Below are 24951 nucleotides of genomic sequence, written 5' to 3'. Positions count from 1 at the left end.
TCAGGCGCTTATTGTAGGGAAAAGCCCGCCCTTTCACCACGCCACCCAACCTGCACCGAGATGCGCGGTGCATCCGCCTCGGGTAGAGTAGTGGCACGACTCCAACAGCACGCGCGGCTTGTTAAAGCCGACGCCCGCGACCGATGGCTAGAAACGACCGATGATCGCACGACTGGATACTGACTCCCCCGCTGCCCTGCCCGCCCTCGACCATCACTACCTGCGTTTTATCGAGGCGCTCAAGGCGGCCGGTTTCGAGGGCGAGATCGCCCCGGACTTCGCCAACCGCACGGTGCTCGCCACCGACAACTCCATCTACCAGCGCCTGCCCCAGGCGGTGCTCAGCCCCAAGGGGGCGGAGGACCTGCAGCGTATCGCCCACCTCGCCGGCCAGGTCGAGCATCGCCGGGTGGTGCTCACCCCGCGCGGCGGCGGCACCGGCACCAACGGCCAGTCGCTCACCGACGGCCTGGTGGTGGACGTCTCCAAGCATATGAATCGGATTCTCGAGATCGACGTCGAGAACCGCCGGGTGCGGGTTCAGGCCGGGGTGGTCAAGGACCAGCTCAACGCCGCCCTCAAGCCCCACGGGCTGTTCTTTGCGCCGGAGCTCTCCACCTCCAACCGCGCCACCATCGGCGGCATGATCTCCACCGATGCCAGCGGCCAGGGCAGCTGCACCTACGGCAAGACCCGCGACCACGTGCTCGAACTCGACACCCTGCTGCTCGGCGGCGAGCGCCTGACCAGCCGCCCGGTGGACGATGCCGAGCTGGAGGCGCTGTGCGCCCGCGACGATGTGACCGGCCACGCCTACCGCACCGCCCGCGAGATCATCGACACCCAGGGCGAGCTGATTGCGGCCAAGTTCCCGCCGCTCAATCGCTGCCTGACCGGCTACGATCTGGCGCACTTGAGAGACGCCGACGGCCGGCTCGATATCAACAGCCTGCTGTGCGGCTCCGAGGGCTCGCTGGGCTTCCTCAACGAGGCGGTGCTCAATGTGCTGCCGATCCCCAAGCACGCCACCCTGGTCAACGTGCGCTACGCCGACTACATGCACGCGCTGCGCGACGCCAAGGCGCTGATGGGTAATGGAGAGGACACCCAGGATCGCCCCACCTCCATCGAGACGGTGGACGACACCGTGCTGCTGCTGGCCATGGACGACTTCGTGTGGGACAGCGTGGCGGAGTTCTTCCCCGCCGGCGAGACGCCGGTGCGCGGCATCAACCTGGTGGAGTTCAACGACGACGACCCCGAGCGCCTGGCGGCGCGGGTCGAGGCGTTCTGCCAGCACCTCCAGGAGGACACCAGCGTCGAGCGGATCGGCTACACCCAGGCCCTCGGCCGCGAGGCGATCAAGCGCGTCTACGCCATGCGCAAGCGCGCGGTGGGCCTGCTCGGCAACGCCCAGGGCGAGAAGCGCCCGATCCCCTTTATCGAAGACACCGCGGTGCCGCCGGAGCACCTCGCCGACTTTATCGGCGAATTCCGCGACGCGCTCAGCGCCCGCGGCCTCGACTACGGCATGTTCGGCCATGTCGACGCCGGGGTGCTGCACGTGCGCCCGGCCATCGACATGAAGGACCCCGAGCAGGCGACGCTGATTCGCGAGCTCTCCGACGAGGTCGCCGAGCTGACCCACAAGTACCATGGCCTGCTGTGGGGCGAGCACGGCAAGGGCGTGCGCTCGGAGTATTCGCCCAAGTTCTTCGGCGAGCTCTACCCCAGCCTGCAGCGGGTCAAGGCGGCCTTCGATCCGCACAACCAGTTGAACCCGGGCAAGATCGCGACGCCTTCCGAAGCGGTTGAGGAACAGCCGGTGCGCCTGCTCGACCCCGGCCTGCTGACCGTCGACGGCGTTACCACCCGCGGCGAGCTCGACCGCACCATCGACGAGCGGGTCTGGCAGGCCTACGACGCCGCGGTCTACTGCAACGGCAACGGCGCCTGCTACAACTACGACCCCGATGACGCCATGTGCCCATCGTGGAAGGCCACCCGCGAGCGGGTCCATTCGCCCAAGGGCCGCGCCAGCCTGATCCGCGAGTGGCTGCGCCAGCAGGACGCCGCCGGCATCGACCTGGTCGAGGAGGCTCGCAAGAAGAAGGCCGAAGGCGCCTGGGGCTTTATCAAGGACCTGCCCAAGCGCAGCCTCAACAGCCTGCGCCGCAAGCGCGAGGCGGACGTCTCCCACGAGGTCTACGACGCCATGGCCGGCTGCCTGGCGTGCAAGTCCTGCGCCGGCCAGTGCCCGGTCAAGGTCAATATCCCCCAGGTGCGCTCGCAGTTCCTCGAGGTCTACCACGGCCGCTACCTGCGCCCGCTGCGCGACTATCTGATCGGCGGGCTGGAGTTCATGGTGCCAACCCTGGCTCGCATAGCACCGCTCTACAACGGCCTGCTGGATACCCGCCTGGTCGACCGGCTGCTGGCCGGCCCCATCGGCATGGTGGACAGCCCGCGCCTCTCCCGCGCCAGCCTCAAGAAGCAGCTGGCCGCCTGGGGCGTGGCAGAAGCCACGCCCACCTCGCTGGGCCTGCTCACCGAGGCGCAGAAGGCGCGCAGCGTGGTGATCGTGCAGGACGCCTTCACCAGCTACTTCGAGGCCAAACTGGTGATGGATATCGTCGAGCTGCTCAGCCGGCTGGACGTCAAGGTGTTCGTGGCGCCCTTCTCACCCAACGGCAAGCCGCTCAACGTGCAGGGCTTCCTCGGCGCCTTCGAGCGCACCGCCGCCAAGCAGGCCAAGCGCCTGCGCAGCCTCGCCGAGCATGGCGTGCCCATGGTCGGCATCGACCCGGCGATGACGCTCACCTACCGCCAGGAGTACGTCAAGGCGCTGGGGGCGGACGCCGTGCCCGAGGTGCTGATGCTGCAGGAGTGGCTGGTGACGAGCGCCCGCCGCCTGGCGCCCAACGGCCTGACGCTGGACGACCCCGGCTACCGGCTGCTCAGCCACTGCACCGAGGCCACCAACGCCCCGGGCAGCCCCAAGGCGTGGCAGCAGGTGTTCGCCGCCTTCGGCCTGGAGCTCGAACTGGTCAACACCGCCTGCTGCGGCATGTCGGGCACCTACGGCCACGAGGCGCGCAATCTCGAGACCTCCAAGGCGATTTACGCCCAGTCCTGGCAGCCGCTGGTGGAAGACCCGACCAACGCAGGCAAGCTGCTGGCCACCGGCTACTCGTGCCGCAGCCAGGCCAAGCGACTCTCGGATAGCGCCCTGCCACATCCGCTGCAGGCGCTGCTCGGCCTGCTGCGCCAGCGGCACTGAGAAACACAACGGCAGATCACCGGAGATCGATGGCCCATGTTTCAACGCCGCCTGGGAATTGCGCTGTTCACCCTCACGCTGCTGGCGTTGATCCAGGGCGGCATAGCCGTGTGGGCCATCGATGGCGCCCGGCAGAAAGTCGAGCTCGGTCGTCTCTCCAGCGACCTGCATAGCGGTTTCTTGGCGCTATCGGACAGCAAGCACCGGCTGCAGACCTGGCTGTCCCGCGCCCAGCACGACGCCAACCCGGACCTCGAGCAGCGCCAGGCGCTGCTCGAGGAGATGCGTTCGCACCTGGCGCGGCTTCACCAGCTCAGCGAAACCCTGGCCGACCATGCCCTGGTGGAGATGGAGCAACCCGCCAGCCTGGCGGAGGAGCGCCAGACGGCCCTGAACGTCTTCGATCGGTTCCTCGACACCCTGGAAAGCCAGGAGAGCATCCCCCCGTTCGACCTCGAGGCCAGCGACATCAACCAGTTCGAGGGCCGCGACCTACGCCTGATGATGGCCGACACCCTGTCCCGGGAGCGCACGCTGCTCGCCAAGCAGCGCAACGAAGCCGACCGCTCCCTCCAGCAGTTGGTGCTCACGGTGATCCTGACCACGCTGACCCTGAGCGCCATCATCCTGCTGGTGTTCTGGCACTTCGCCCGTGCCCTGCGTCGCCCCATCGGCGAGCTGGTGCGCGGCGCTCAAGCCCTGCAGCGCGGAGAGCTCAGCCATCGCCTGGACGACAGCCTGCAGGATGAATTCGGCCGCATCGCCGCGCATATCAACCACATGGCCAGCGAACTGGAGCAGCATCGGCGTACCGAGCGCGACCGCCAGCAGCGTCTGGAAGACCTGGTGGAAACGCGCACCCGGGAGCTCGAACAGGCGCTGGAACGGCTCAAGCAGCTCTCCCAGCAGCGCCAGCAGCTGCTCGAGGACATCAGCCACGAGCTACGCACCCCAGCCACCTCGATACGCGGCGAGGCGGAGATCGCCCTGCGCGGCCAACCGCGCAGCGAGAGCGAGTACCGCCAGGCACTGCAGCGCATCGCCGGCGATGCCGTTCACCTGAGCGGCGTCATCAGCGATCTACTGACCATGGCACGCAGCGATATCGCCGAGTGGCAGATCCAGCACCAGCCCCTCGACCCGCGTGGTCCGCTGCACGATGCCATTGGCCAGGCCTCCACCCTGGGCCGGCTACGCGGCATCAGCGTGACCACAGGCCAGTTGGAGACGGCCACGCTGCTCGCCGATGCGCAGCGCCTCCAGCAGGTCTTCGGCATACTGCTCGATAATGCCGTCCAGTATTCGCACCCCGGCGGCCAGGTCAGCGTCGAGGCGCAGGTGATCAAGCATCAGGCCGGCAGCGTCTGGGAGCTGCGCATCCGCGACCACGGCATCGGGTTGACAGCCCAGGAGACATCACGCGTCTTCGAGCGCGGCTACCGCAGTGCCGAGGCGCGCCGCCACCGCCCCGACGGGCAGGGTGTCGGACTGGCCATCGCCATGCTGCTGATGCGGCTGCATGGCGGCCAGCTGCAACTCGAGAGCATGGACGACGGCGGCTGCCTGGCCCTGCTGCGCCTGCCGGTGCATATGCCCGAGGCCACCGCCATCGACAGCCCCGCCCCGTCCCCCTCGTCGGATTGACCTGCCAGCCCCACGGAGCCCATCACCATGCACATCGTCATCGTCGAAGACGATCCCCGTATTCGTGACTTCCTGCAGCGCGGGCTGGCGGCCGAGGGCCACCAGGTACAGAGCTTCAGCGAGGGGCAACCGGCACTGGTGCATCTCGTCCAGGCGGCGCGCGACGGCATGGCCGCCTCGCCGCCGGTCGTCATCCTGGACCGCCTGCTGCCGGATATCGGCGGCCTGGAAGTATGTCGCAACCTGCGTACCGCCGGGGTTACCTACCCGATCCTGATGCTGACCGCCCTCGACAGCATCGAGGACCGTGTCACTGGGCTCGAGGCCGGGGCCGACGACTACCTGGTCAAGCCTTTTGCCTTCGAGGAGCTGCTGGCCCGGCTCGGCGCCATTTCGCGACGCCACGCGGGGCACGCCAGCGCGGAGCAGCGCATCGTCAGCGTTGGCGACCTGGTGCTCGATCGCGACCAGCGTAGCGTCACCCGCGCCGGCCAGCGGATCGATCTCACGCCGAAGGAGCTAGCCATCCTCGAGCTGTTGATGTCCGCGCCCGGCAAGCTGTTCAGCCGCGAACGCATCCTGGCCAGCGTATGGGGCGCCCACGAGGATCCGCTGACCAATGTCGTCAATGTCTATATCCGCCGCCTGCGCCGCAAGCTGGACGACGGCCACGCCGAAGCGTCGCTGATCACCACCCAACGGGGCTTTGGCTACCGGCTGGAGGCCTGAGCGTTCACCTAGTGTTAATCCTGGCGGTATTGCTTGTTCATCCCACGTCTATCAGAACGCAGTGCAGCCTGCGTTACGCTGGTCAGGCTTTTCCATTAGCCCCTAACCCGCTAACGACAGGAGATGAACGATGAAGATCAAGACACTGGTTACCGCGACTGCCCTCAGCCTTAGCCTGGGCACTGCCGGCCTGGCAAGTGCCGCGCCGGTCACGCATCTGGGCGGCGACATCAGCGAAGAGCAGGTGCTGGCGGCACAACAGGCCTGGGGCGACGCTCTGATCGCAATCTCCAACACCTACGAGGAGGAAGGCATCGACGCCGCCCGCGAGCTGGCCCGCGAAGTGATCGACAGCGCCTACGGCCACGACATGGGCGAAGTGCTGTTCAAACCGACCCTGGCCGCCGCTCCGCAGACCTTCCGTACCACCCCGGAAGGCGCGCTGGCGTACTTCGTCGGCCATAGCGACGAGTACAGCGACGACAGCGGTTTCGCCCTGCAGGGGTGGCAGGAAGTCAGCATCGACAATGCCGCCATCCTGATCAGCGGCGATGTCGCCCTGACCATGGGCAACGTCTCGATCCTCGATGCCGACGGCAACACCACCACCGTGGACAAGTCCTGGGGCTACCACCTGGACGACGAAGGCGACCTGCGGATCGTGCTGCACCACTCATCGCTGCCCTTCGAAGGCTACGAGTAAGCGTTAGGCTCTGTCTGAAAAGTCGGCGAGCGAAGGTCAGACAAGGCAAAAATCGGCGAAAATACGGAGTTTACGGGGTGTAAATGAGTACTTTGAGCCGATTTTTAACGCAGTATGGCCGAGCGCAGCCAGTTTTCGGGCAGAGCCTAGCTCTCCCCAGCAGCAGCGGCCGGCAAAACTCCCCGCCGGCCGCCCACGGTCAAAACGTCAGCGCCCAGCAACCTACAGGCTGCTCAGGGCGCTGTGCGCTGCCGGCTAGCCAGCCCCATGCAAAGCGCTCGTCTTGACGTACGTACCCTAAAGCGTACACTTGGTGGAAAGTTAAACACGCAAGAGGTGCGTCATGACGGGAATCACAGCCACTGAGGCGCGCAGCAACCTTTACCGGTTGATCGACGAAACCGCCGAGTCCCATCAACCGATCGTCATCATGGGCAAGCGGAACAAAGCAGTCTTGGTATCCGAAGAGGATTGGTCGGCTATTCAGGAAACACTCTACCTCCTTTCCGTGCCTGGAATGCGGGAGTCCATTCGAGAGGGAATGAATACCCCCGTGGACGACTGTGATGAGGAGTTGAACTGGTGACATGGAAGCTGGTTTACACCAAGCAAGCCCAGAAAGATGCAAAGAAGCTGGCCTCCAGCGGCCTTAAGCCAAAAGCTCAGGAACTATTGACACTGATAGCGGAAGATCCATACCGCAAGCCGCCACCGTTTGAGAAGCTCATCGGCGATCTTGCGGGGGCCTACTCTCGCCGCATCAATATTCAGCATCGTCTGGTCTACCAAGTGCTCGAAGATGAGCGAGTGGTGAAAGTCCTCAGGCTCTGGAGCCACTACGAATAATGCATCACCAACCGCGGCGGCCGGCGGGAACTCCCCACCGGCCGCGTGCAGTCGAAGCATCAACGCCTCAGTAACCCTCAGGAGGCCGCATGTCGCGCACCCTGATCCTTATCGGCCTGATCATCGTCGCCATCGGCATCCTCTGGCCGTGGCTCTCCAAGCTGCCCTTCGGCCAGCTACCCGGCGATATCGCCATCCGCCGCGAAGGCTTCTCCTTTTTCTTCCCCATCACCACCATGATCCTGATCAGCGTGGTGCTATCGCTGATCATGTGGCTGTCGGGGCGTTAATCCTTGATGTCCAAGCTAGGTGGCACCCCGCTCCACGCCAACTGAGGCGGTAGCATTGGCCAGGGCTATCAGCACGACAGCCTTGGCCTATCACCGCTTTACCCGGGAGCGACTATGCTGAGCTGGCGGCACCTGCCGCGCGATATAATCATAATTAAGAAGGATCGCCAGCCATGACACTCCCACGTCTGATGCCTCTCACCATTGCCATCTCCACTGCCGGGCTGCTGTTCGGCGCCGCCATGACCACTGCCCTGGCAGACGACCATGAACCCGCCTGGGCTCAAGGCCGCTCCTCCGACATGGCCGACTCGCCGCTCGCGCCCCACGCCACCCCACTTACGGTCACCGCCGTCGAGGACATTCCCCTCGACCATCTGCGGATGCCCGACGGCTTCAGCGCCGAGATCTGGGCCCACGGCATGCCCGGCGCCCGCATGATGGCGCGCGGCGATGACGGCACCCTGTTCATCGGCACCCGCGGCATCGGCCGCGTCTATGCGGTGCTCGACAACGACGACGGTGAAGAGCGCGAGCATGTGATCATCGCCGAAGGCCTCACCCAGCCCAACGGCGTGGCGTTCAAGGATGGCAGCCTCTACGTGGCGGCGATCAACCGCATCTTTCGCTACGACGACATCGAGTCGAACCTGGCCAACGGCGGCGACGTTCCCGAGCCCGAGGAGCTGACCGACGCCTTCGGCCTGCCCGACGACGAGCACCACGGCTGGAAATTCCTCGCCTTCGGTCCCGACGGCCGGCTCTACGTACCGGTAGGTGCCCCCTGCAACGGCTGCGAGGTCGACGAAGACACCCACGCCACTATCCACAGCTTCGAGCCAGACGGCTCCGATATGCGCGTGGAAGCCCGCGGCGTGCGTAACAGCGTCGGCTTCGACTTCCACCCCGAGACCGGCGAACTCTGGTTTACCGACAACGGCCAGGACTGGCTCGGCGAGCACGGCCCTCAGGACGAGCTCAACCGCCTCAGCGAGACCGGCGAGCACTTCGGCTTCCCGTTCTGCCACTCCCACGGCATTATCGACCCGGACCTTGGCTCGGAAGGCGCCTGTGATGGCGTCACCATGCCTGCCGCACTGATGGGTGGTCATTCTGCCGCCCTCGGCATGCGCTTCTACACCGGCGACATGTTCCCCGAGGAGTATCAGAACGCGATGTTCATCGCCCGCCGCGGCTCCTGGAACCGCACCCTCAGCGTCGGCTACGACGTGCAGGTGGCGCATATCTCCGAGGACGGCGAGCGTGCAGCCATCTCTCCGTTCATGGTCGGCCTGCTCGACCCGCGCGCGAACGACTTCGCCGGCCGCCCGGTCGACGTGCTGCAGATGCCCGACGGCTCGTTGCTAGTCGCCGACGAGTACAACGGCGCCATTTACCGCATCAGCTACGAAACGCCTGACTACGTCGAGGAGTGAGGCCGATGCGGTCGACCACCCGCGCGCCCTGGCGGCGCGCTTTCGTGACCTGGGGCGGCGCTGCCGCTCTGGGGTTGGGCGTGGCGCTCACGGCCACCGCCGAGGATGCCCCGGCGGTGGGCCTGCCCTTCGAAGAGCAGGTTCAGGTGTGCGGCGCCTGCCACGGTAACGACGGCAACTCCCAGCAGGCCGGCACGCCTTCGCTGGCCGGCCAGCCCGAGCTGACCATCGTCAACCAGATGATCTACTTCCGTGAACGCCTTAGGCAGAACGAGGTGATGACGCCCCAGGCCCGCGGCCTACCGGACGTCGAGATACAGGCCCTGGCGGCCTACTATCACGAGCAGCCGGTGGCCGCGCCCGAGGGCGAGCCAGACCCCGAGCTCAAGGCCCGCGGTCAGGAAGTCGCTTCACAACAGCGCTGCGCCAGCTGCCACCTCTCCGACTACCGCGGCCGCGAACAGATGCCGCGACTCGCCGGGCAGCGTGAGGACTACCTCGTGGCGGCCATGGTGGCCTATCGCGACCGCACCCGCGGCGGCCCCGACACCACCATGATCGACGTAATGCGCGGCATCGACGACGACGACATCGACGCCATGGCCCACTTCTTCACCTACCTGCACGTGGAGGAGTAAGCGGCCACACACCCAGGAGGCCAATAATCACAAAGGGCAGCCATCTAGGCTGCCCCTTGTGCGTGTAACGGCGGCGTTGCTACGCGCGCCTATTCCTACCCGGCTATTCCCTACCGCTACGCCAGCTCCAGCTCATCGATCAGCGCCGCCAGGCGCTGCCGCGCCTCGCCGTCCACCGCCTTGAGCGGCCGCGGCAGGCAGGGCGACTCGACAAGCCCCTGCAGCTCGGCCGCTGCCGCCGAGACGCGCAGGCTGCCGCCGGTTTCACTAAATAGCTGCCAGATTGGCTGCAGCCGCTCGACCAGCCGGGTTGCTTCCTCGGCATCGCCGGCCTGTGCGGCGCGGGTGATCGCCAGCATGGTCTTGGGGAAGGTCCCGCCAATTGCCGAGTACCACACCTCGCAGCCCGCATTCAGGCCCAGCGCGGCGAAGGCATCGCCGCTGACACCAATCGTGACGTGGGACGGAATCAACGCCCGCAGCCGCGCCACGCGGGCCTTCGCCTCGGCAGGGTCGTTAGGCACACCGGGGATCTTGATCGAGGCGACGTTGGGCAGATGCGCGATCTCCCCGTGCAGCTCATCGCTGAAGTTGAAATGCGTGGTGCCGGGATTGTCGTAGACGCAGAGCGGCACCGACAGCTCCCGGGTCACGTCCTCGAAGAGCCCGAACACCTCCTCAGGCGCCAGCCGCTGATACGACACCGGCGCCAACATCACCGCACTCGCCCCTGCCTGCTGAGCATCTTCCGCCAGCTTGAGCACATCGCGGGTGCGCACGGCACCGATACCCACCATCACCGGCGTATCGCCGGCGTGCTGCACCGCCAGCTGGGCGACGCGAGCACGCTCCGCCACCGACAGATAGGCATAGTTGCCGGTTGAGCCCAGCGCACCAATCGAATCGACCTTGGCCGCCACCAAGCGCTCGATCAGCCGACCGAAGGCCGCCTCGTCGATACCGCTGGCGTTCAAAGGGGTCAGGGGAAAGGCGCTGAGGCCAGTGAACATGGTGGATGCTCCAGGTAGTGGTAGGAAGTAGTGGAAGGAAAACGATCTATGACAGTACCTTGGTAAATCGAATCTGCCCATCTTCAAGGTGGCCGCTATCGACCCAGCCGAGGTGCCGATAGAAGCCAGGCGCCCGAAAGCGCTCCACCTCCCCGGTAGACAGCCACGCCTCCTTGACCCCGGCCCGGTGCAGGCCCTCTTCCGCCGCTGCCATCAGAGCGCCGCCCACGCCAAGCCCGTGGCACTCGGCCCTGACAAAACAGGCAAAGACATAGCCTTCGGAGATCTGCGCCATCGAGAACCCCGCGGGCTGGCCGTCTATCTCAGCAATGGTGGTCACAAAGTCGCCGCTGGCGACCATCGCGCTAACGCTCTCGACAGTGATCCCCAGCGCTGCCAGCTCCTCGCGGGACTGGTGATTCTCGGTGACGGAGCAGCGGATATCGAACAGAGTCTCGATGTCATCGACGGTCGCTGGGCGTAGCGTCATGGGGGCTCTCTCACTACCCAAGTCTAATCACCCACATAGACCTGGTAGTTAACATTCAACATTGAATCATCCTCCCCCATCGACATCAGGAAGAGACTTACCCGTCGGTTACCATCGATCCAGCTTACTGTCGCTTGCCGTATGGGGCCCGAGTCCTTTATCTCCGAGTCGACTTCTTCACCATATTGATCGCGCATCTTTTCCGTCAGCGCCTCTACCGTCGTCAGCATGGCATCGAAATCACGGGTGTCGTCCAGCCTCAGCGTGACTTGGCTGAGCTGGTCATTGAGGAAGAAAAAGCGCTGGGTAAAGGACTCGCCCGCCAGCTCGACATCATCCCGGCGTAGGGCTTCTACCGCATTGGTCGCCAGGCGGTCACCCTCCTCAAAGGCGTAAGCGTCATCCAAGACATCCATCACCTCCTCCGTCGTCATGCCAGCGGAGACAGGCCCCCACAGCGATCCGGCAAAGGCGGCACTGGGCAGCAGAAGCAGCAGTAATAGACCAGTGAGGAGTTGTTTCATCAGTGATTCATCCTTGATGGTGATATTGGTTTGCCTTGAGGCACGCTGGCCCTTGAACGCTAGCGCATCAACAGCAGCGCAACCAGCCATCCACCGAACAGCGCCGGTACCGACCAGAGATGGAACTCGCGCCACAAGCCGGGCTGGTAAGCGAGGCGCAGGGCAATCAGATTGGCCAGCGAGCCGATCGCCAGACCGAACCCGCCCACCGTTACCCCCCATGCCAGGGCGTGCCAGTCATCAGTAAAGGAGGCAAGGAAGATAGCAGCGGGCACGTTGGACATAAGCTGCGAGGTGAGCACGGCGGCGGTAAACGCCTCGCCTGGCAGTTGCAGCAGGTGGTGGGTGACGCCTTGCACCGCAGGCAGCCCCGCCAAGAGACTCATATTGATAAACATCAGCGCAAACACCAGCAGCAGTAGCCAGTCCACGCCCAGCAGCAGATGCCGACGGTAAAACAGATACAACACAATCAGCATGGCGGCTCCCAGGGCCGCATAGCCCCAGTCGGCCATGACCAGAAAAGGCACATACAGCAGCAGCGAAACCCAGAACAGCCTGTGGTCACGAGACACCGCAACAGCCACACCAGACACGGAGATACGCTTGCGAGGAAACGCCAGCGGCACTGCCGCAATCAGCAGTGCGGTCAGCGCCAGCGCCAAGGGCGCCATCATCGCCGTGAACTCCAGGAACCCCGTGCCGGAGACCTGCCAGAGAAAGAGATTTTGCGGATTGCCGATGGGGCTAAGGGCAGAGCCGGCATTGACCGCCAGCGCCTCGAAGATGATCAAGCGCCCCAGGGGAAGATCCGCCACCCGCCGAAGACCCACGGTAAGCGGCACGACGATAAACAGCGCCACATCATTGGTGATAACCGCAGACAGGCCCGCCGAGAACAGAATCAGATAGACCGCCAGCAAGCGTTCGCCTTGCACCCGCTGCAGCAGCCAACTGCCCGCCAGGCTAAGGTAACCACTCACCTCCAAGCCACGGCTCAGCACCATCAGCCCCGCCAGTGCCCCTACGGTCTTCCAGTCGACCCGCTCATGCAGCGCCCAGCCCGCATCGGGGGAAAGCCACCACAGTGGCACCAGCGCCGCCAGCAGAACCATGAAGAGAACATCTTGCACCACCCGAGACAGGGCATGACGGAACATTGAAGTGGGGTCTCTTCGTTGGCGCGAAAGTTTTAAAAGGACTGTAAAGTAGGAGTGCTGAGGACAGGGTATCTCCTTGATTGAGAACTATCCAATTGCTTTACACCTGCTCCTGAACCGGCTCTTGTTGAAGCCACTTCTCAAAAGCTCGGCTCTCAGGCCTACCTTCTTTCGCGGCATAGTACACAAGACGAAGATGACGATCCTCATCGATAGACAATGAAGTATGTTCGAACTCTACTTGACCTACCGTGGGTATCTGAAAGTGGCGAATGCCTTGGCATGGACCATGGATATCCTGCTGCTGCCACCACGCCTTGAAATCAGGAGATACTGTTTCCAGCTCCGTCACCAAATCGGTGATATCAGTATCATGAATCGCGCGCACGAAGTCACGACGGAAGCTCGATAAAATCTGTAGCGCTTGTTCATCCCAAGGAGAGAATAACTCGCGCATGCCGGGGCTAGTAAACAGTATCCACAAAAAATTGCGCCTATCAGCGGGACGGATTGAAAACCCAAACACCCGGTCAGCGGCTGAATTCCAAGTCAACACATCCCAGCGCAAGTTAAGTACATAGGATGGTCGTGAAGGGATGTCATTCATTAGCCGATTTATCAACGGAGGAACCACACAGATAGTATGGCCGAGCTCCGGAGGCAGCCGCTGATGAGCCAACAAGAAAAGGTGGCGACGCTCGGTCGCATCCAGCTTGAGCACTCGTGAAAGGTTATCGAGAAAAGCAGAGGATGCCTTAATAGCCCGCCCTTGCTCCAGCCATGTGTACCAAGACAAGCCAACCCCAGCCAAGGCGGCTACCTCTTCGCGCCGCAGCCCCGGTGTGCGCCGCCGGCCACCAGCGGGCAAGCCAACCTCTTTAGGTGAGATTCGCTCACGGCGACTACGAAGGAATTCTGCCAGCTCTGCCCGGGTGTGCTGAGAGGGTGTCTGAGGTGTGCTCATACAGTTACCTCAAGTAATAGCATAAACGATCAAATTGTACACTTCGAAAAACCGAAGAAGAATACCCATTCCTGGCTGACGAACCCGGGCCAGGACTCTTGGTTAAGAGTTTACACATTGATGTGTCATCAATCTGCAAAGGGGTCATCAGGATGTACCAATCACTTCTTCGCGATCAGCTAGAGACTCTGAAATCCTCAAGTCAGTATCGGACCTTCACCACCCTCAGTCGCCTCTGTGGGCAGTATCCACTAGCCAGGCTGAGCGACAGCCACCCAGAGCCGGTAGTTATCTGGTGCAGCAACGACTACCTGGGAATGTCTCAGCATCCGTACGTACTTACGGAGATGCACAGAGCCCTAGGGGTCTACGGTGCCGGCTCCGGCGGGTCACGCAATATTGGTGGGTCTCATGAAGTATACGCCCGCCTGGAGGCAAGCCTCGCCGACTGGCATGGTAAGGAAGCTGCACTGGTTTTCCCTACCGGCTTCGGCTCCAACGATGCCACCCTCCAATGCCTTCTACGTCGCATTCCCAACTGCGTGGTGATCAGCGACGAACTGAACCACGCTTCTATCGTTAACGGCATCCGCTCGGCGCCCAACGAGCGCCAGATCTTCCGTCATAGCGACGTAGCCCATCTAGAGCAGATTCTGTCCAGCTATCAACTGAATCGACCAAAGCTTGTGGTGTTCGAGTCAGTCTATTCGATGGACGGAGACATTTCCCCCATTGAGGAGATCGTCACCGTTGCCAAGCGTTACAACGCTCTCACCTATCTCGACGAAGTACATGCCGTTGGCATGTACGGCCCTCGTGGCGCAGGCATAGCGGCTGCACGCGACCTTATCGATCAAGTAGATATCATTCAAGGCACCATGGCCAAGGCCATCGGGGTAATTGGTGGCTATATCGCCTCGAGTCATGTTCTTGTCGATGCCGTGCGTTCCTTCGCTACCGGCTTCATTTTTACCACCTCGCTTCCTCCGGCAATCACCGCTGGTTGCCTGGCCAGCGTCGAGCACTTGAAGGCCAGCAGTGCGGAGCGGGAGCGGCTGCACGCCCAAACGGCCAAGCTGCGCGAACACCTCAGTCAACATGACATTCCAGTCATGCCCTGCTCACAGACGCACGTACTGCCGGTGCTTGTGGGCGAGGCGCAGCGCTGCAAATCTGCGGCCGAACGCTTGCTGCATACCCACGGTGTATATCTGCAACCTATCAATTACCCATCGGTACCGGTGGGCACAGAGCGCTTTCGCGTGAATGCCACACCAAACCACAGCGACGCCCAAATCGAGCACTTGGCAGTTTCACTACGTGAGACATTCGAGCATTTCTCCATTCCGCTTGCGTCCCAAGTATTCAGTGCGGAGGTGGCCTGATGGATCTGCCCTTCCTTATCGTGCGCCCTGCGACGACGGCCGACCTGGACAGGTTAGTGAGGCTACGCGCTTACCTCCTGGATGGCACTGAAGCCATGTATTCAAGCAAGACACCAGAAGACTCGATGCGCTGGCGTGCGGCTTACCGCACCTGGTTGAACAGCCATTTAAAAGCAAGCAGTTGTGTGCTGGTTCTCGCCGCAGAACACAAGGAATCTGGTGAAGTGCTTGGCTGCGCAACCGCGATAATCGATCAACGTGCGCCAGCGCCCGGATGCCTTAACGGCCTGTCCGGCTGGGTACAGTCGGTAGTGGTCGAGCCGCAATGGCGTAACCAAGGCATAGCCCGGCAATTGATGCAGCACCTGCTGCGCTGGTTCGCCAGCTGCAGCGTAGGCTCCGTGGTGCTGCAGAGCACCGAAGCCGCCGGCAGGCTGTATCAGGCCCTTGGTTTCGCCGTCAGTGACGAACGCCTGCTGATTCATCAGGAGGCCACGACATGAAGATCCTGATCATCGGCCTGGGCTATGCCGGAAACCGCTACCGATGCGCCTTTAACCATATCGCCACGATCACCGGCTTGCCGTTGTCGCTGGCCTATGTCGGGCGTCGACAGAAACCGACCGAGCTGCCCTACTTCGACAACGTCGGCCATGCGCTGGAAGTGTTCGCACCGGATATCGTCGTAGTCAGCGTCAACGACCACAGCCATGCCACCGTGCTCAAGCAGTTGGCAGGCTACCGGGGCTTCGTGCTCTGCGAGAAACCGCTGGTCACGCCGGGCGACGACCTCGACGAGATGCTTGGCGCACTACAGCAGGTCGGCGGCTTTGCCCTGGATCTGGTGGAGCGCTACTCGGACGCCAGCCGGCTATTGCGCGAGTGGGTCGAACGACACGACTGGAAACTGGTGCGCGCCAGCTTCCACTGGGGCAAGGATCGCATCAACGACTACCGCCCCACCTGCGGTGTGACCAGCGAAGTGATCCATGCCCTGGATCTGCTCGGCTGGATCTGCCCACGCGCCATGCAGCTCAAGCTGCATGGCGTACTTGGCGTGCGCTCGGACTTCTCGATCTCCGGCAGCGATGTGCTCGATACCGTGCAGCTCACCGGCAGCCTAGGAGAGGCACGAGTCACCGGCTACGCCAGCTTCGTCAACATCGCACGCCAGCGCACGTTGGACTTCAGCTTCGTCGACCGCGACGCCCGGCTGATCCACGCGCGCCTGGTATTCGACACACCGCGCTGGGATCACGACCAGTTGCGGATATGGACGCGAGACGCGAACGGCACCGAGGAGCTACTGCACGAGTATGACACTGCACCCAACGAGTCGGGGCTAGACACCCTGCACAAGCTCTCACGCCTATGCCTTCAGGTGGTGCGGGCGGTGGCGTTCAAAGAAGCACCGCGCCAAGCCTTCGCCGATCTCGAAACCGCCATGGAGCTACAGCGCATGCTCAACGAGCTCGACAACCAAGCCCAAACCCCACCACCGGTTCGCTACGTCCATGGCGAAACGCGCGTGCTGCTGGCCGAGGACAGCGACCTGGAAAGCCTCGGGTAGCCCATTCACAAGGAGAAAGACTATGTGTGGAATCGCTGGATGGCTGTCATACAGCCAGAACATGGAAACGCAACGCGGCACCCTCCAACGAATGACCGACACCATGGCCCTGCGCGGACCGGATGCCGGTGGACTGTGGATCGATGGTCCAGTCGGCCTGGGGCATCGCCGATTATCTATCATAGATTTGGAGGGTGGCCGCCAACCGATGACTGCCATGCACGGAGGGCCACGTGAAGTCGTCGCCATTACCTACAGTGGCGAAGTCTACAACTTCCACGAATTACGCGCCGAGCTGCAACAACTAGGACATCAGTTCGAAACCCATAGTGATACCGAGGTGGTGCTGCGCGCCTATGTGCAATGGGGCGAAGCCTTCGTCGAGCGGCTCAACGGCATGTATGCCTTCGCCCTCTGGGACCTACGCTCGCAGGAGCTGCTGCTGATCCGCGACCGCATGGGGGTCAAGCCACTGTACTACTTCCCGACATCTGACGGCGTGGTATTCGGCTCCGAGCCCAAGGCGCTGCTGGCCAATCCCCTGGTACCGCGCAAGGTGCACGCCGATGGCCTGCGCGAAATCCTGGAAATGGTAAAGACACCCGGGCATGCCGTCTTTGCCGGCATGCGCGAGGTGATGCCGGGCGAGATCGTGCGAATCAACTGCCAGGGACTAAGCCGCCGTCACTACTGGAAGCTGGAAGCGCGCGAGCACAGACACTCGCTGGACGAGACCATTTGCCATACTCGCGAGCTGCTGGAGGACATCGTCGAATGCCAGATCGTCGCCGACGTACCGCTGTGCAGCCTGTTGTCGGGAGGTCTCGACTCCTCGATCATCACCGCGCTGGCCTCGAAGAAATTGCTGGCCGCCGGCAAGGAGAACATCCGCTCCTTTTCCGTCGACTTCGTCGATCACGGTGGCGGCTTCACCAGCGATGCCGTTCGTGGAACACCGGATGCCCCCTTTGTCCGCGACCTAGTGGAGAAGATCCGCTCCAGCCACCAGGAAATTGTCCTCGACAGCCGCGAACTGGCCGACCCAGCGCTACGTGCACAGGTCGTGCGCGCCCTCGACCTGCCGCCAGCCTTCTGGGGCGACATGTGGCCGTCGCTCTACCGCCTGTTTCAGGAGGTGCGTCAGCACTCGACAGTGGCGCTGTCAGGCGAGAGCGCGGACGAGGTATTCGGCGGCTACCGCTGGTTCCATGACTCGGAAGCGATCCAGGCCGACACCTTTCCCTGGCTTACCTCGGTGACAGGCAAGTACTTCGACGGCAAACCCCTGTTCGACCAAGGCCTGCTGGCCCAGTTGGACATGCAGAGTTTCTTGAACGACAGCTATGCCCAAGCCATCGCCGAGGCACCGGTGCTATCAAACGAAAGCGTGATGGACCAGCGCATGCGACAGATGAGTTACGTAAATCTGACGCGCTTTGTGCAGACCCTGCTGGATCGCAAGGATCGCATGAGTATGGCCGTTGGCCTTGAGGTGCGAGTGCCCTTCTGTGACCACCGCCTGGTGGAGTACGCCTTCAATATCCCATGGACACAAAAAGCCTTCGACGGGCGGGAGAAGAGCATATTGCGCGCGGCAACGCGCGACCTGCTGCCGGATTCGATCAGTGATCGGGTCAAGAGCCCCTACCCATCCACACAGGACCCGGCCTACGAGCAGGCACTGCGCAACGCCTTAACCGCCATTCATGCTGATCGCAATGCACCGGTGACGCCACTGCTCGACAGCAACCGAATCCAACAAACCCTGGCCAAGCCGCTCGGCAGTGTCTCGCCCATGTACGAACGCATGGGGATGGAGTTAGCGGTCGGCCTCAACACTTGGCTGAGCGAATACGACGTCAGCCTGGAACTCTAGCCCCCACAACGGGTGCGGCCTCGTTTCGAGGCCGTATCCCTTAACCATACCACCCTCGAGTTCACCGGAACGAAAGCGAGCAATCAGCATGAATACATCCAACCAATCTTCCATCTACCTCATCGCCCTGGGAGCCTTCTCCCTTGGGATGGCTTCCTACGTTACCGCTGGGCTGATCCCGATGATCGAAGCCTCGTTCACGGTTTCCGTAGCAGTAGCCGCGCAGTTGGTTACCGCATTCACCCTGGCCTATGGGCTGGGCTCGCCGATCTTCGTTGCCCTGACCCCAGCGCACCGTCAGCGTGCCGGGCTGCTGTTATCTCTCGGTCTGTTCGTCATCGCCAATGCCGCCAGCGCATTGACCGAAAGCTTCACCGTGCTGATGGTCTGGCGCGCCATTGCCGGCGTAGGTGCCGGTGTATACCTGGCCATGGGCATTGGCGCCTCTGCGGCAGTCTCCACCCCAGAACACCGCGGCAAGGCTATCGCCATCATTATGGGCGGCATGGCCAGCGGTGTGGTGTTGGGCGTACCACTCAGCCTATTGTTTGCAGAGCAGTTGGGGTGGCAATCCGCTCTTTGGCTGGTGGCCCTTCTCGGCTTGATTGCCTTTATTGGCTTGCTGCTGAAACTCCCAGCGCTACCTGCAGCTAAAGCCAGCTCGTTGGGACAGAAGCTGGCAATCCTCAGTGACGGACATGTACTGGTTATCCTGACGGTCTCTCTGCTTGCAGCCATTGCCAGCCTCGGAATGTACACCTTCATCGCGCCGCTGTTGACTGACCCAGCTTACGGTGCCGTACGTTCAGTCACGCCCTACCTCTGGGTTTGGGGCATTGGCGGCGTCCTCGGTAGCTTCTTGGTCGGGCCATTGGTTGATCGACTCAAGGGACCTTATGTCACCTTTGCCATTATGTTGATTCTTGCAGGATCACTATTTGTCCTACCGGTTACAGCTGCGCTAAGTACCTGGTTGGTCATGCTGCCGATCGTTCTTTGGGGTGCTGTTGGTTGGGCCTTGCAGGTGCCGCAAAATAACGAACTGATCCGGGCCCGCCAAGCTAAGGGAGACGGCAATCTAGCCATAGCCCTGAATGAATCAGCACTGTACCTGGGCAGTGCTATTGGTGCTGCGGCAGGTGGCTTCGTATTGTTGCTGCAGCTACCTGTATGGTCACTGGCCGCATGCGCTGGCGGTATAGCAGCGTTGGGTGCTTTTTTGCAGATCGTCAATCTGCGCCGGCAGCCAACGCTGATAGCCGAAACGCAAGCCGGTTCCTGTAACTGAGGCATCGGGAGAGAATAGAGCGACGATTGCTTATACGTACCTGAAAGCCGGTCTGAAAGTTGGTGGCACGTCGCTTAGCGGCGTAGCTGCCAACTATTGGTGAGATACCCTAGAAGAGATGCAGCAGGACTAGGCGACTATCTGGCTACCTACAACACAAAACGCCCCTACCAGGGCCGCAACATGAAGGGAATGACACCCTATGCTGTCTTCAAGAAAGGGCTCCCCAAAGCGACGAAGATGGAACCCAGGAAAACGGCAGAAAACACTGCTTAACTATAGAGGCCCCACGGGGGCATGTGTCAGCTGATTACTGTCTCTGTACAGCTTGGTTATGAGTATTACTCATGATGCTTCCTTAGATTCTCGCATAGCACTTGCGCATAATGTTGCAAAAATGAATATATTTCCGGAGCAGCAAAGCGTGCAATGACTTCAGGCTGCTTTCGGCGACCTTTAAACTCTATAAAGTCTACAAGATTGTTCTCGCAAACCGAGATAACTTCAATATCAAAATGAGCTATTGCATGCCGAAGATGCTGGATCAGCTCTTGTAGATTCTTGATTGAGTCATCTATCGTCGAACTTTTGAGCCCAATAGTACTGAGAAACTCATTAGTGATCGGCTCTTTAGGTATATAGGTAACGACCCTCTCTTTTGGCATTACAATAAGGCCCAAAAGGCAATTGATTGTAAGCGTATAATTCAGCTGGTCTTCAAATTCTAAACCCTGAATCATATCGGTGTACTGACCGATCAACCGGATCGTCCGTTCTATGAATTCCAATTCAAGATTAGCGTAATTTCCCATACTTTCCTTTACTCATAACGCTTTGCTCACCGGTAAATTAGGAGCGCAGCGAGTAATTTATCCGCGTGTAGCAACTTGTTAGCTTCTCGTAGCCAGCAGCCAATTTTGACCTCAAATTACTCAATGTTTCATTTCTGTCCGATGTAGCTTGAACCGTTATAATTGGAATGCTGATTCTTTCGGCCTCAGTTAACTCCCAGCGCACCCACTCTGATTTACCTATTGAACTCGATGAGATCAAAAGTAATAACTTGGCCTGAGATAACATTATTTCAACATGACGCTGCTTGTCACTTGAGTTGTTGTGCAATAGGTCTATGTAAAAATCTCCATACCCCGATAGCACCTCACACATGCTTTCTAGTAGCTCTCGATCAACGTAGTAATCTCTCGTTGTGTAGCTGACAAAAATACACATACTACCTTCCTATCCAATCCGTTAGGTATGCAAGCCAACCTATAAAACATAGAGCCGCTAAAGCGTAGTATAGAGACATTGAATGATTGAATGCTGCTCCAACCCAGCTTACTGTTAAGTTCTCAGATTGATAGCCCTTAATAGAATTTCTTTTAGCAATTGCACTCAGCTTTTTATTCATGGCTATTCGCGTTTTTCTTTGGAAGTAGTACGCAGAAAAATCAGCGATCCAAAAGCCAAAGCAAATAAGCAATGGAATTGAAAAGTATGAATGGTCAAGTTGATTGCTAGTGATTTTAACTAATATTGCCAATGCAGCACCAATAAGACCCACGCATATTTTCTTGAACTCAAAACAGCTTTTACTGATCTGAAGGGTTGCTTCATGAAGCTGATTGATACTCGCCCAATCCAGCTCATCCTCACACGTTCTTTTATACTCGTCCATATTCACGCTCAGATAATCATCAGAAAGCTAACGCCTGCAATAAACGGCGCGAGGAACGAGCGTCCGGCGACCGAAGGGAACGAATTTGATTGTTTGGTTAGCCATTTTACACCCACGGACTTTCATAAATTGTCCTTCTCAGCGCCCTCGCGGCAAACAGAGCCATTCCTTCCAGCCCTTTTTCCGCATGTTCGGGATTTTCAAGCAACTCCTGATCGTCCCACGGGTCATTCACGTGCACCCACTTATTTCGGTACTTCCGTAGCCTATGCAAATCAGACCGAAGATCATTTGCTATGGGAGAATTATCGATTAGCTCAAAGAGGCTGCTGCGCTCCTTCCCGGCATACTCGGACCTCAGATAGGTTTCGATACCTGAAACTGCTGTCAATATTGATGCGAGGTTCGACCCATGCACAAATGCCAGATCCGATTCTCGCACGATGAAGGAGCACCATTCCGATAAGATGACACCGCCCTTCAAAAGCTCGTCATCAAGGGACACTATGTGGTTCCAACGCTCTTCTTGCTTCATATGGCTAACGCCTTTCCGCGTGCAGCAACTTGTTAGCCTACTTTGGCAGGCAAAATACTCTCACATCAAACCACTGCAATCTCCGCGAGACCTCCACTCCGGGGAACTTTGCAGCCTCCAAGACTTCACTGAGACGGTCAGGGCCTTGTATTTTAGGGATAACGATAATCATGTATTTCTCATAGGCGCTGTTGGCCGAAAACAATCTACAGAAATCCTTGAATATACTTCCTTCGGCTTCACTATGGCACGCCATGTCTTCGAATGAAAAAGACTTTTTCGATGCCACATCCTCTGTAAGAGAAAATCCGTTCAGCATTTTGCTGTAATACCCTCGCCCGCAGACTTTCAACTCCGCGATCATTTTGGGGGATTCTCCGACAAAATCAACTGAGCCACCGGCAATTATATCTCTAACGTTCAAGTTGAGTTGCTGATCGTCAGTTGACATTAGATACAACTCACCCTGAAGCCAAAGCTCACGCACTTGATTCAACTCAAGGATGTATCCGAGCCTTTCCTCAAGCTCCGAAATTCTTTCAACAAACCATTTTCCCCACTCTGTGGGCATTGGCATCACTCTTTGGAAAGGCGGCTAACGCCGCATTCAGCGGCTTGTCCGCTGCAATGCTTTGTTATACCAATTAGCTTGATGCATTAGCGACTTTGTCCGGGTTCAGCACAAAGCCAGACTCCTTAAGCCGCCCTGCTAGACGGGGCACGATTTCCTTTACATGGTTGTTGAATGCCAAATATAGGATGCCATCAGCGTCTGATGGACGCTCCAGGTGTCCTTTGACTAGTATGGCAATATTTCTACGGCCTATAGATGAAATTAACATTCCCATTTCCAGCACAACATTCTGCCTTGCTCTAGGTTGTATATTGTCCGCACCGGAGCTTAGTGCGTACCCCATATCATCGGGTGTCATAAGAACAATGCCAAAACTCGTTGCATTTGAGTTGTGTCCAATTTTAGCCTCTAAAGCTTCGATGATGGTTAGACCGCCACCGCCGCTGTTAGCAAGAATAAAATGATCTATTCCAAGTTTGTGGAGGACTAACTCAAGCTGTTCTTTTGAAACCTCATCGTGGCCATGCACAACAAACACTTGTTTCTGCTGAGTCACACTGGCCATGAGCGTTTCTGGCGATGCATGAACTGGTTCGGCAGTCTGTGCTGGTGCTGTACCACTATACTGGTTGAAATCATCTTCAAATTTTTGCTTCAGGGCAGGGCTACCCTGAACTTGAAGAGTGCCAGTTTTGTATAGATTAATCGTTTCACCTTCGCTGGTTTTTATTTGGTGCATATTCCCTTTGCCTGAAGAAGAGCTGATTGTTCTCCCGATGGCACAAACTATTGTTTCAAGATCTTGAGAGCTACCTGAAAACTTCATTATTTCTCCTTCTGGTATAACGCCCGCGTAATAGGCGCGAGCTTGCGAGCGTCCTGATTAACGCGATTGTTAGTGCTTTAATATCGCACACACCAGCTTACTGCCCAAATAATCTTGGATTGAGTTAGGTTTTGGTTCATCTACATATTTAGTAGTTGCAATCGTTTGTCCAACAACCACTTCCCAAGGTTTGCTACTCTCTATGATACCCATTAAGTCATTTCTTATCTTCTTAATATTGAACATTTTTCGATCAAAGCCTCCTTCCCTGAATTCAGACATGACCGGATGGTGAGAGTGATGAACATTAGTTTCAAGCCATACTCCGATTTTCAGATTTAGTGTACCCCAGTCCGTTCCAAGCCTTGCCAAAGATTCATCTGAGAGCAGCAAATTCTCTGCAGCCCTGCATGATAGACGCATCCTGGTGACTGGTGGAGTATCATTTATATCTTTATCACCATCATCTCTATCCCTTAAAGAATAAGCTATAGCAGAGTCGTAAATAGAATTTATTATTCCAGCAACTTGCAATTCGTATTGATTTAGAACATCAATACTATCAACTGCACAAGGGTATATCTTGATAGAACCCTGCGAGCTACGAATTACTTGCTGCCAGATCCTTTCATCATCTTCCCCTTCTACCAAAAGGATAGGTGACTCATTGAATAGATTAGATAATGGATGAGCGCCAAATATCGGGAGTATTCGCTTATATGTATCTGACACTACCTGGAAGTTAATATCTGTCTGTTTCGGAGACATAAAGTTGATAGAAACGCCTGAGTAATCTCCAAATGCCGCCAAAAATGATGTGCTATGAGTGGCCATAACAACTCTAAAATTGTTTTCTTCCACTACATTTCTTAAGAAAATTGCAAGACGAACCTGCAAATCTGGATGTAAGTGTGCGTCCGGCTCATCTAGAAATAGAATATTTTCTTCTCCATCCAAACTTTCTTTCGCGAAAACAAGACATTCAATACCTAACGCAATTAGCTCAGACTCACCACTACTGATTGCATCTGGCTCAATACCAGTATTGTCAGCTCGGTTGTAAATATTGAAGTCCGACCCTTCTCGTCGGATTTCGATATTATCAAGTAATGTATTAATTGCGTTTACGATAGATTGGAATGTATACGTATGGTCGTTTCTAAGATCTGAGTTTTGTTCAATTTCGCGAAGACTTAAAAGCTCAAGCTTTCTAAACTGCAATACAGTTTGCTGTTTAAACTGAGTAAATTGGTTTTTTCGTAGTTGATTGGATAGCCAGCGGGGGCTGCTGCTCGTATTCTGCTCAATGTTTGGATCATATTTAAGAGCGCCACCCCTTTCGGGCGTAATATATTTAGACTTACCAACCTCATCCCCGCTTTCCAGTGCCTGCTGAACTTTCTTCAGGGCAGTGCTTTTCCCGCACCCATTCTTGCCAAGGAGAACATTAATCTTGTTTAAGTTTCTTAGGGAATACCCGTTCTTATCAATCAAATTCATTAGTT

The 24951-nt window shown here is 58.8% G+C and carries 25 protein-coding genes; 14 read left to right on the top strand and 11 right to left on the bottom strand.

Annotated elements, in window-relative coordinates:
• The first annotated feature begins 160 nt into the window (after positions 1-160).
• The 9 genes from IEI94_RS15260 to IEI94_RS15220 all read left to right on the top strand — a co-directional run bounded on the left by IEI94_RS15260 (position 161) and on the right by IEI94_RS15220 (position 9566).
• Positions 161-3280: an FAD-binding and (Fe-S)-binding domain-containing protein gene (locus IEI94_RS15260; protein WP_191168132.1), complete on the top strand. Its 3120-nt coding sequence runs from the start codon at positions 161-163 to the stop codon at positions 3278-3280.
• Between the two features lie 36 nt (positions 3281-3316).
• Positions 3317-4924 (top strand): sensor histidine kinase, encoded by a 1608-nt coding sequence (locus IEI94_RS15255; RefSeq protein ID WP_191168131.1) that lies wholly within the window; start codon positions 3317-3319, stop codon positions 4922-4924.
• A gap of 27 nt (positions 4925-4951) precedes the next feature.
• Positions 4952-5653: a response regulator transcription factor gene (locus IEI94_RS15250; RefSeq protein WP_191168130.1), complete on the top strand. Its 702-nt coding sequence runs from the start codon at positions 4952-4954 to the stop codon at positions 5651-5653.
• 130 nt (positions 5654-5783) lie between these two features.
• Positions 5784-6356: a phosphoribosyl-AMP cyclohydrolase gene (locus IEI94_RS15245; RefSeq protein WP_191168129.1), complete on the top strand. Its 573-nt coding sequence runs from the start codon at positions 5784-5786 to the stop codon at positions 6354-6356.
• A 343-nt stretch (positions 6357-6699) separates the two neighbouring features.
• Positions 6700-6942, top strand: coding sequence for a type II toxin-antitoxin system Phd/YefM family antitoxin (locus IEI94_RS15240; protein WP_191168128.1), 243 nt, complete (start codon positions 6700-6702; stop codon positions 6940-6942).
• Positions 6939-7202, top strand: coding sequence for a Txe/YoeB family addiction module toxin (locus IEI94_RS15235; protein ID WP_076748634.1), 264 nt, complete (start codon positions 6939-6941; stop codon positions 7200-7202). Before IEI94_RS15240 ends, IEI94_RS15235 begins: the two co-directional genes overlap by 4 nt.
• Positions 7203-7291: 89 nt before the next feature.
• Positions 7292-7492: a DUF2905 domain-containing protein gene (locus IEI94_RS15230; RefSeq protein WP_191168127.1), complete on the top strand. Its 201-nt coding sequence runs from the start codon at positions 7292-7294 to the stop codon at positions 7490-7492.
• Between the two features lie 173 nt (positions 7493-7665).
• Positions 7666-8928, top strand: coding sequence for a PQQ-dependent sugar dehydrogenase (locus IEI94_RS15225; protein ID WP_224750157.1), 1263 nt, complete (start codon positions 7666-7668; stop codon positions 8926-8928).
• Between the two features lie 5 nt (positions 8929-8933).
• Entirely contained in the window at positions 8934-9566 is a 633-nt protein-coding gene (locus IEI94_RS15220) for a c-type cytochrome (protein ID WP_191168126.1), read from the top strand.
• A gap of 116 nt (positions 9567-9682) precedes the next feature.
• On the opposite strand, the gene IEI94_RS15215 is transcribed toward IEI94_RS15220, so the two are convergent.
• From IEI94_RS15215 to IEI94_RS15195, 5 genes are all read right to left on the bottom strand, one after another.
• Entirely contained in the window at positions 9683-10576 is an 894-nt protein-coding gene (locus tag IEI94_RS15215; RefSeq protein WP_191168125.1) for a dihydrodipicolinate synthase family protein, read from the bottom strand.
• 46 nt (positions 10577-10622) lie between these two features.
• A complete protein-coding gene (locus IEI94_RS15210) occupies positions 10623-11066 on the bottom strand; it encodes a GNAT family N-acetyltransferase (protein WP_191168124.1) in 444 nt (147 codons plus the stop codon).
• 23 nt (positions 11067-11089) lie between these two features.
• Entirely contained in the window at positions 11090-11590 is a 501-nt protein-coding gene (locus IEI94_RS15205; RefSeq protein ID WP_191168123.1) for a hypothetical protein, read from the bottom strand.
• Between the two features lie 59 nt (positions 11591-11649).
• Positions 11650-12750 (bottom strand): SLC13 family permease, encoded by a 1101-nt coding sequence (locus IEI94_RS15200; RefSeq protein ID WP_191168122.1) that lies wholly within the window; start codon positions 12748-12750, stop codon positions 11650-11652.
• 100 nt (positions 12751-12850) lie between these two features.
• Positions 12851-13714, bottom strand: a complete 864-nt coding sequence (locus tag IEI94_RS15195) for a helix-turn-helix transcriptional regulator (RefSeq protein WP_191168121.1) — start codon at positions 13712-13714, stop codon at positions 12851-12853.
• Between the two features lie 152 nt (positions 13715-13866).
• Between IEI94_RS15195 and hemA the strand changes: the two genes are divergently transcribed.
• The 5 genes from hemA to IEI94_RS15170 all read left to right on the top strand — a co-directional run bounded on the left by hemA (position 13867) and on the right by IEI94_RS15170 (position 19833).
• Positions 13867-15099 (top strand): 5-aminolevulinate synthase, encoded by a 1233-nt coding sequence (gene hemA, locus IEI94_RS15190; RefSeq protein WP_191168120.1) that lies wholly within the window; start codon positions 13867-13869, stop codon positions 15097-15099.
• Positions 15099-15602 (top strand): GNAT family N-acetyltransferase, encoded by a 504-nt coding sequence (locus IEI94_RS15185; RefSeq protein WP_191168119.1) that lies wholly within the window; start codon positions 15099-15101, stop codon positions 15600-15602. The genes hemA and IEI94_RS15185 overlap by 1 nt, the downstream gene beginning before the upstream one ends.
• The gene (locus IEI94_RS15180; protein WP_191168118.1) at positions 15599-16669 is read left to right on the top strand and encodes a Gfo/Idh/MocA family oxidoreductase; all 1071 of its coding nucleotides are present in this window, start codon (positions 15599-15601) and stop codon (positions 16667-16669) included. The genes IEI94_RS15185 and IEI94_RS15180 overlap by 4 nt, the downstream gene beginning before the upstream one ends.
• Before the next feature lie 22 nt (positions 16670-16691).
• Positions 16692-18545 carry an asparagine synthase (glutamine-hydrolyzing) gene (gene asnB, locus IEI94_RS15175; RefSeq protein WP_191168117.1) on the top strand — a complete coding sequence of 618 codons (1854 nt, stop codon included), beginning with the start codon at positions 16692-16694 and terminating at the stop codon, positions 18543-18545.
• Positions 18546-18633: 88 nt separating this feature from the next.
• A complete protein-coding gene (locus IEI94_RS15170; protein ID WP_191168116.1) occupies positions 18634-19833 on the top strand; it encodes an MFS transporter in 1200 nt (399 codons plus the stop codon).
• Between the two features lie 341 nt (positions 19834-20174).
• On the opposite strand, the gene IEI94_RS15165 is transcribed toward IEI94_RS15170, so the two are convergent.
• From IEI94_RS15165 to IEI94_RS15135, 6 genes are all read right to left on the bottom strand, one after another.
• A complete protein-coding gene (locus tag IEI94_RS15165; RefSeq protein WP_191168115.1) occupies positions 20175-20645 on the bottom strand; it encodes a HEPN family nuclease in 471 nt (156 codons plus the stop codon).
• A 419-nt stretch (positions 20646-21064) separates the two neighbouring features.
• Complete coding sequence (locus tag IEI94_RS15155) at positions 21065-21517, bottom strand: hypothetical protein (RefSeq protein WP_224750156.1); 453 nt, start codon at positions 21515-21517, stop codon at positions 21065-21067.
• A 100-nt stretch (positions 21518-21617) separates the two neighbouring features.
• Positions 21618-22046: a hypothetical protein gene (locus tag IEI94_RS15150; protein ID WP_191168113.1), complete on the bottom strand. Its 429-nt coding sequence runs from the start codon at positions 22044-22046 to the stop codon at positions 21618-21620.
• Positions 22047-22083: 37 nt separating this feature from the next.
• Entirely contained in the window at positions 22084-22617 is a 534-nt protein-coding gene (locus IEI94_RS15145; protein ID WP_191168112.1) for a hypothetical protein, read from the bottom strand.
• Between the two features lie 73 nt (positions 22618-22690).
• Positions 22691-23446, bottom strand: coding sequence for a TIR domain-containing protein (locus tag IEI94_RS15140; protein WP_191168111.1), 756 nt, complete (start codon positions 23444-23446; stop codon positions 22691-22693).
• 69 nt (positions 23447-23515) lie between these two features.
• Positions 23516-24946 (bottom strand): AAA family ATPase, encoded by a 1431-nt coding sequence (locus IEI94_RS15135; protein ID WP_191168110.1) that lies wholly within the window; start codon positions 24944-24946, stop codon positions 23516-23518.
• Positions 24947-24951 lie beyond the last annotated feature (5 nt).

The organism is Halomonas sp. ML-15, from assembly GCF_014779595.1.
Taxonomy (GTDB): Bacteria; Pseudomonadota; Gammaproteobacteria; order Pseudomonadales; family Halomonadaceae; genus Franzmannia.
This window is presented reverse-complemented; position numbering and strand designations above follow the sequence as displayed.